The 8,130-nt window shown below is 39.1% G+C and carries 5 protein-coding genes; all 5 read left to right on the top strand.

What is annotated here, in order from left to right:
• Positions 1-3,754: PolC-type DNA polymerase III (locus ACI4WO_RS06430; protein ID WP_439806735.1), on the top strand; the 3,754-nt coding region annotated here is incomplete at its 5' end.
• Between the two features lie 65 nt (positions 3,755-3,819).
• Positions 3,820-5,010: an ATP phosphoribosyltransferase regulatory subunit gene (gene hisZ / locus ACI4WO_RS06435; protein WP_439806736.1), complete on the top strand. Its 1,191-nt coding sequence runs from the start codon at positions 3,820-3,822 to the stop codon at positions 5,008-5,010.
• Entirely contained in the window at positions 5,011-5,640 is a 630-nt protein-coding gene (hisG, locus tag ACI4WO_RS06440) for an ATP phosphoribosyltransferase (protein ID WP_439806737.1), read from the top strand.
• Positions 5,640-6,926: a histidinol dehydrogenase gene (hisD, locus tag ACI4WO_RS06445; RefSeq protein WP_439806738.1), complete on the top strand. Its 1,287-nt coding sequence runs from the start codon at positions 5,640-5,642 to the stop codon at positions 6,924-6,926. The genes hisG and hisD overlap by 1 nt, the downstream gene beginning before the upstream one ends.
• A 35-nt stretch (positions 6,927-6,961) precedes the next feature.
• Complete coding sequence (gene hisC / locus ACI4WO_RS06450; protein ID WP_439806739.1) at positions 6,962-8,017, top strand: histidinol-phosphate transaminase; 1,056 nt, start codon at positions 6,962-6,964, stop codon at positions 8,015-8,017.
• Positions 8,018-8,130 lie beyond the last annotated feature (113 nt).

An 8,130-nucleotide genomic window follows, 5' to 3' on the forward strand; every position in this document is an offset into this window, starting at 1 on the left:
GGCACCAAAAAATGTTTCTGTTGATGTATCCGATACAAATGCAGTTTTTGATATTGTTCCCGGTTCAGGAGAACTGGTAATGGGACGGAATATAAAATCACAGCCGGAAACCATTGCTTCAGCAATTTCAGAACTTGACCGAAAAGTAACTGTAATGGCGGATATTTTTGATGTGGGTGAACCGAAAACAACTAAAAATGGTAAAATAATTTATACCTATTTTATTACAGATTATACAGGTTCAATACAGATGAAGCTGTTTATTGATCCGAAAAAAGATGAATTGGCAGTGGACAAGCTCAAAAAGGGTGCTACAATTATTGCTTCCGGCGGAATTGAATTTGATACCTTTTCAAAGGATATTACCATAAAGCCCTTTTCTATTGTTTCTGTCAGGAAAAAAATGAGACAGGATACTGCTGAAAAGAAACGTGTTGAACTTCATCTTCATACTAACATGTCTGCTATGGATGCCGTGACAGATGCGGCATCATTGATAAAACGTGCCCATTCATGGGGACATAAGGCTATTGCTATAACTGACCATGGTGTGGTTCAGGCATTTCCGGATGCTATGAATGCCTCAGGCGGTCTGGACGATTTCAAGGTTATTTATGGCTGTGAAGCTTATGTTGTAAATGATATAAATCCTGTAAATATAATAAATAAAGATGATGACCGGAGCGTAAACGAGGAAATCATTGTTTATGATGTAGAGACAACAGGACTTAATGTTGACAAGGAAAGACTTACTGAAATTGGTGCTGTCAAATTAAAAAATATGCGTGTTATCGACAGCTTCAATATTATGGTTAATCCTGAAAAACCTATACCGCCGAATATTGTGGAGCTTACAGGCATAAATGACAGTATGGTGGCAAATGCTCCAAAAGAAAAAGAAGCTGTGGAGCAGTTTCTGGAATTCTGCGGAGAAAATCCGGTTTTGGTGGCACATAATGCAAGATTTGATAATTCATTTATTGATGCAGTATGTAGGCGCCATAATATTCCTCATGAATATTCAAGTATTGATAGTCTGGTTCTTTGCCGTGCAATGCTTCCGGAGCTTGGAAAGCACAAGCTTGATACTGTTGCAAAGCATCTGAAGCTTGGAAAGTTTGAGCATCACCGTGCCTGTGATGATGCTATGATGCTTGCAAAGATATTTATTGAACTGATGAACCGCCTGATTGCAAATAACGGTGTTGAAGTACTGAGCGATCTGAATACAAGGGTAAATAAAATTGATGTAAAAAAGCTTAAATCATATCACCAGATAATTCTTGTGCGAAACAGTGTGGGACTGAAAAATTTATACAAGCTTATTTCCTACAGTCAGCTGGATTATTTCTATAAAAAGCCTCTTATGCCTAAATCAGAGCTGCTTAAACACAGAGAAGGACTGATTTTCGGAAGTGCCTGTGAAGCAGGGGAATTATTCAGAGCCATTGTAGACAAGCTTCCTGAAAAGGAAATCGAAGAGCTGGCAAAATTTTATGATTATCTGGAAATTCAGCCGGTAATGAATAATGAATTTATGCTGAGAAACGGTACGGCTGAATCAATTGAAGAACTTGAAAACTACAATAAAAAGATTGTAGCTTTAGGAGAAAAGCTTAATATTCCGGTATGTGCTACCTGCGATGTTCATTTTATGGACAAGGAGGACAATATATTCCGTAAGATACTTATGACTGGAAACGGATTTAAGGATGCAGAAAATCAGCCTCCTCTGTATTTGCGTACTACTGATGAAATGCTTGAGGAATTCAAGTATCTTGGAGAAGAAAAGGCATACGAGGTGGTTGTAGAAAATACCAATATGATTGCCGACTGGATTGAAAAGGATATCCGTCCTATTCCTAAGGGAACATTTACTCCTGATCTGCCGGGTGCGCAGGAGGATCTGGTAAGGATCACAAATGAAAGAGCCAAAAGCATTTACGGCGATCCTCTTCCGGAAATAGTTGAGAAGCGTCTTAACCGTGAGCTGGAATCAATTATAAAGCATGGATTTTCAGTACTTTATATAATTGCACAGAAGCTTGTTTGGAACTCTGAGGAAAACGGATACCATGTAGGTTCCAGAGGTTCAGTAGGTTCTTCCTTTGTGGCTTCTATGGCGGGTATTTCCGAGGTTAATCCTTTAGCTCCTCATTATGTGTGTCCGGAATGTAAGTACAGTGAATTTATTACGGACGGAAGCGTAGGCTCTGGCTTTGATCTTCCTCAGAAAAACTGTCCTGAATGCGGAACTGACATGAAGCGTGACGGACATGATATACCTTTTGAAACGTTTTTAGGATTTGATGGAGATAAAGCACCTGATATTGACCTTAATTTTTCCGGCGAATATCAGGGCAGTGCTCATAGATATACGGAGGAGCTGTTTGGTCCGAAGAATGTGTTCAAAGCCGGAACAATAAGCGGTGTGCAGTCAAAAACTGCTTTCGGATATGCAAAGCATTATCTTGAGGAAACGGGTAAATCTGCGAATCCTGCTGAGGAAAACAGACTTTCTATTGGCTGTACAGGCGTAAAAAGGACAACCGGTCAGCATCCGGGAGGAATGGTAGTTGTGCCGTCGGATTACGAAGTTTATGATTTTACGCCAATTCAGCATCCGGCAGAATCGGATGAATCAGATGTGGTTACAACCCACTTTGACTTCCATTCTCTTCATGATACAATTCTGAAGCTGGATGAACTGGGTCATGTTGTGCCGACTCTTTATAAGCATCTTGAGGATATGACGGGGTTAAAAATTAAGGATGTTCCTACATCTGACCCTAAAGTCATAAAAATGTGTACTTCAGCAGAGGTGCTGGGAGTTACTCCGGAGGAAATTTACTGCCAGACGGGAAGTCTGGGTATTCCTGAAATGGGAACGGGATTTACAATACAGATGCTTATTGACGCAAAGCCTACTAAATTCAGTGACTTTCTTCAGATCTCAGGCTTGTCTCACGGTACTGACGTATGGCTTGGAAATGCCAAAGATCTTATTGATCAGAAAATATGTACTATTTCTGATGTTATCGGTACTCGTGACAGTATTATGACATATCTGCTCTACAAGGGCGTTGAACCTAAAATGGCGTTTAATATTATGGAGTGGACACGTAAGGGAAAAGCACCGAAGTTTTTCACTCCGGAAATTATAGAAATGCTTAAAAGTCATGATGTGCCTCAATGGTATATTGACAGCTGTCTGAAAATCAAATACATGTTCCCGAAAGCACATGCTGCGGCATATGTTATTGCTGCCATAAAGCTTGGATGGTTCAAACTTTATAAGCCATTGGAATTTTATGCAACATATTTTACTACCAGAGGTTCGGATTTTGACGTTGAAACAGTTATGAGCGGAATAAATGCTGTAAGAAATAAAATAGAAGAACTTAGGGCTAAGGGAAATGAAAAAAGTGCTAAAGAAAAGGATACTTATGACCTGCTTCTGATCATCAATGAGATGATGGCAAGAGGATATGGATTTCTGCCTGTGGATATTTATAAATCTCATGCTACTAAATATCTTATTGAAGACGGTAAAATAAGAATACCTTTCGGAGCTATTTCCGGTGTTGGTGAAACGGCTGCTGTAAAGCTTTATGATGCGGCTCAGAAAAGAGATTATATTTCAATTGAAGAGCTTCAGATAAAAAGCGGTGCGTCAAAAACTACAATGGAAGCTCTTGAAAAACTTGGGGCATTGGGCAATTTGCCTAAAACCAGTCAAATGACGCTGTTTTAACTTGACTTTTTACAGCTATCATGTTATCATATTAGCACACTAAAGTGAACGCAAGGAGAAATGTAATGAAAAGTAATGATTTGATCACTCCGGAGGGTACTAAAGACCTCCTGTTTGATGAATGTATAATCAGAAGTACTATTGAGGACAGAATTCATAAAATTTTTAAAAGCCGTGGATATTCTGAACTTGTTACACCAAGTATTGAATTTTATGATGTATTTAATCATAACTGCGGATATTTTCCTCAGGAAAAACTGTTTAAGCTTACAGACTGCAAAGGAAGACTTTTAGTTCTGCGTCCTGATAATACAATCCCGATTGCAAGAATTGTTGCAACACGCTTAAAGGATGCGGTATTGCCTATGAGACTGTATTATAATCAGTGTGTATTCAATATGGCACCGTCCCTTAAGGGAAAAAGTGCCCAGACTGTCCAGACGGGAATAGAGCTTATCGGTTCATCTTCAAAGATGGCAGATCTTGAGGTGATATCAACTGCTATTGAGGTTCTTTCCTCATGCTCGAAAACAAACTTTTCCCTGGAAATAGGCGATATCAGACTGTTTAATGAGCTTGTAGGCAAGCTTGATGCTGATGATGACCAGAAAGAAACCATCAGAGAATATATTGAAGCTAAGAATTATCCTGCACTGAATGATTTTCTTGACAGTATAGGAAAAAATGAAATTACTCATGCTCTTAAAAAGCTTCCGAGACTATTCGGCGGAGAAGAAGTTTTTGAAAAGGCATCAAAATTGTTTTCTGACGAAAAAATTGATTCGGTACTTGAAGGCTTGAAGCAGCTTTACAAGCAAATTTCCTGCATTATAGGAAATGGAAATCTGACTGTTGATCTGGGTATGGTAAACCGCACTGATTATTATACAGGAGTTATTATAAAGGGTTATCTTGAAGGATATGGCGAAGAAGTTCTGTCCGGCGGACGCTATGACAGACTGATTTCTGATTTCGGCTATGATGTTCCGGCTACGGGATTTGCTGTAAATGTTGATGCGGTATCAAAGGTTGAATTAAAGCACAGTCCGGTAAAAACTCTTCCGTCAGACGTAATTGTGTTTGCCCACGAAGGTTATGAAATGAAAGCACTTGAAAAGGCACAGAGTCTGAGAAGTGAGGGTAAAACAGCTGAAATTTCACTGTTTGATACAATAGAAGAAACTAAAAAGTACGCAGAAGAAAAAAATATTCCGTCTGTTATTTCAGTAGGCGAATCGGTTACGGAGGTGAAGTAAATGTCAAAACCGCTGAGAATTGCTCTTACAAAGGGGAGACTGGAAAAGGATACGCTGAATCTGCTGGAGAAGTCCGGATTTGACTGCACCGCTGTAAGAGAAAAGGGAAGAAAGCTTATTCTTCCAATAAAGGGAGCAAATATTGAGGTGGTTCTTGCAAAGGCAAATGATGTTATAACTTACGTTGAACACGGTGTGTGCGATATGGGTGTTGTAGGCAAGGACACTATTATGGAAATGAGCGGAAAGTTTTTCGAGCTTGTGGATCTGGGTTTCGGAAAATGCAAATTTGCACTTGCTGCTAAAAAGGGTACTGACTTTTATGAGGGCTATGGAGTTAAAACAATAGCTACGAAATATCCCAATGTTGCAAGAACATTTTTTGAGAACAAGGGCATGGATGTTGACATTGTAAAGATCGAAGGATCTGTAGAGTTAGCACCCCTTCTGGAGCTTTCAAACGGTATTGTGGATATTGTCGAAACAGGAACAACTCTCAAGGAAAACGGACTTGAAGTTATTGAGGATATTGTTCCGATTTCTGCAAGACTTATTGTGAATACTGTAAGTCTGAAGCTTCGTCAGGAGGAAATAGAAAATCTTATAAGTATTATAGAGGAGAATCTGTAATGATTAATAAAATATATGCAAACGGCAAGGACGAAATAGAATTCCTTGAAAAAATGAAAAAAAGAAGCGGCGAAACTGATAAAAAGGTAACGGCTGTTGTAAATGAAATTATAGAGAATGTTAAAGAAAACGGCGATAAGGCTGTCAATGATTATACTTTGAAATTTGACGGAAGTCTTCCTCAGTATTATGAAGTTCCTCAGGATGTTATAAATGATGCTCTTGAAGAAGCAGATGAGGATTTTGTAAATGCTCTTTTGAATTCAATGGAAAATGTTGCGGATTTCCATAACCGTCAGAGAGAACATGGATTTATGAACGCTAAGGACAACGGCGTAATGCTGGGTCAGAGAGTAAGAGGACTTGAAAGAGTTGGTCTTTATGTCCCGGGCGGTACTGCTGCTTATCCGTCAAGCGTTATTATGAATGCAATACCTGCAAAAATTGCCGGTGTAAAGGAAATTATTATGGTGACTCCTCCTCTCAAGGACGGTACACCAAACAGAGATATTCTCGTTGCCGCAGCAATATGCGGTGTTGACAGAGTTTTCTTGACTGGAGGTGCTCAGGCAATTGCCGCACTGGCTTATGGTACTGAATCAATTCCTAAGGTTGATAAGATCGTCGGTCCGGGAAATATTTATGTTGCAACTGCAAAGAAGCTTCTTTATGGACAGGTTGATATTGATATGATTGCCGGACCAAGTGAAATTCTGGTTATGGCAGATGAAACTGCTGATCCTAAATTTGTTGCGGCAGATTTAATGTCACAGGCAGAGCATGACAGGCTTGCGTCTTCAATACTGCTTACTACAAGTGATGAGCTTGCTGATAAAACAATTGCAGAAATTGAAAGACAGGTTCAGTATCTTTCAAGAAAGGAAATTATTGAAAAGTCTCTTTCAGATTATGGCATGATTATTGTCTGCGACTGTCCTCACTGTGCTGTAGAGCTTGCAAATGCAATTGCTCCGGAACACCTTGAAGTACATATGAAGAATCCGACGGAATATATAGGAAAGCTTGATAATGCAGGGTCAGTATTTTTAGGACAGTATGCATCCGAACCGCTGGGGGACTATTATGCAGGTCCTAATCACGTTCTTCCTACAAGCGGTACTGCAAGATTTTTCTCGCCTCTTTCAGTGTCAAGCTTTATAAAGCGTTCAAGCTATATTTACTATACCGAAGAAGCTTTAAGAGAAGCTAAGGATGATATAGTCCTGATTGCTGAAAAGGAAGGTCTTACAGCACACGCAAATGCAATAAAGGTAAGATTTGAATAAATTAAAAAGTCCTTTATGGCAGAATGGAGATTATTATGAGCTGGGAAAATAATGTCAGACGGGTTGAACCTTATATTCCGGGGGAGCAGCCTAAGGAGAAGCATGTAATTAAGCTTAATACAAATGAAAATCCTTATCCGCCGTGTCCGGGAGTTAAGACATTGCTTGATAATTTTGATGCGGGAAGAATGAGACTTTATCCTGATCCGGATTCAGAGGTACTTATTGATGCTCTTGCGAAGAGGTATAGCCTTAAACCGTCACAGATTTTCGTGGGAGTAGGTTCTGATGATGTTTTGTCAATGGCGTTTATGACATTTTTTAATTCTGATAAGCCTGTATTGTTTCCGGATATAACATATTCATTTTATGATGTATGGGCAGATGTTTACAGAATACCTTATAGACAGATTTCTCTGACTGATGATCTGAGAATTGATCCGGAGGATTATAATATAGAAAACGGCGGAATAATTTTTCCGAATCCGAATGCACCTACCGGAGTACTGGAAAGTATTGATATGATCGAGGGTATTATAAAATCAAATCCGGAATCTATAGTTATTTTAGATGAAGCATATATTGATTTTGGCGGAGAAAGCTGTCTGCCGCTTATAGATAAATATGACAATCTTCTGGTAGTCCAGACCTTTTCAAAGTCACGTTCAATGGCAGGTATGAGAATAGGCTTTGCTATGGGCAATGAAAGGCTTATAAAATATTTGAATGATGTTAAATTCTCAGTAAATTCTTATACTATGAATCCACTGACGCAGATTTGCGGTGCTGAAGCGGTAAGGGACGAGGAGTATTTCCGGAAAACTGTAAACAGGATAATTGAAACAAGAGAAAATACCAAAAAAAGACTTGTTCGTTTGGGATTTGAATTTCCTGATTCAAAAAGCAATTTTATTTTTGCATCTCATAAAAGTAAGTCGGCCGGAGAAATATTTGAAGAACTTAAAAAACGTAAAATTTTCGTGAGATACTGGAATAAGCCGAGAATAAACAACAGTCTTAGAATTACTGTGGGAACTCCGGAGGAAATGGACAGCCTTATTTCAGCTTTGGAAGATATTATTTGTGGTTGAGAAAGGAAAAACTTATGAGAAACGGATTTGCTGAAAGAAAAACAAAGGAAACTGACATAAGCGTTTCCGTTGTTCTGGATGGAAACGGTACAGCGGATATTGAAACAGGGATA

It is taken from the genome of Porcipelethomonas sp. (assembly GCF_051893655.1).
In the GTDB taxonomy this organism is placed as follows: domain Bacteria; phylum Bacillota; class Clostridia; order Oscillospirales; family Ruminococcaceae; genus Porcipelethomonas.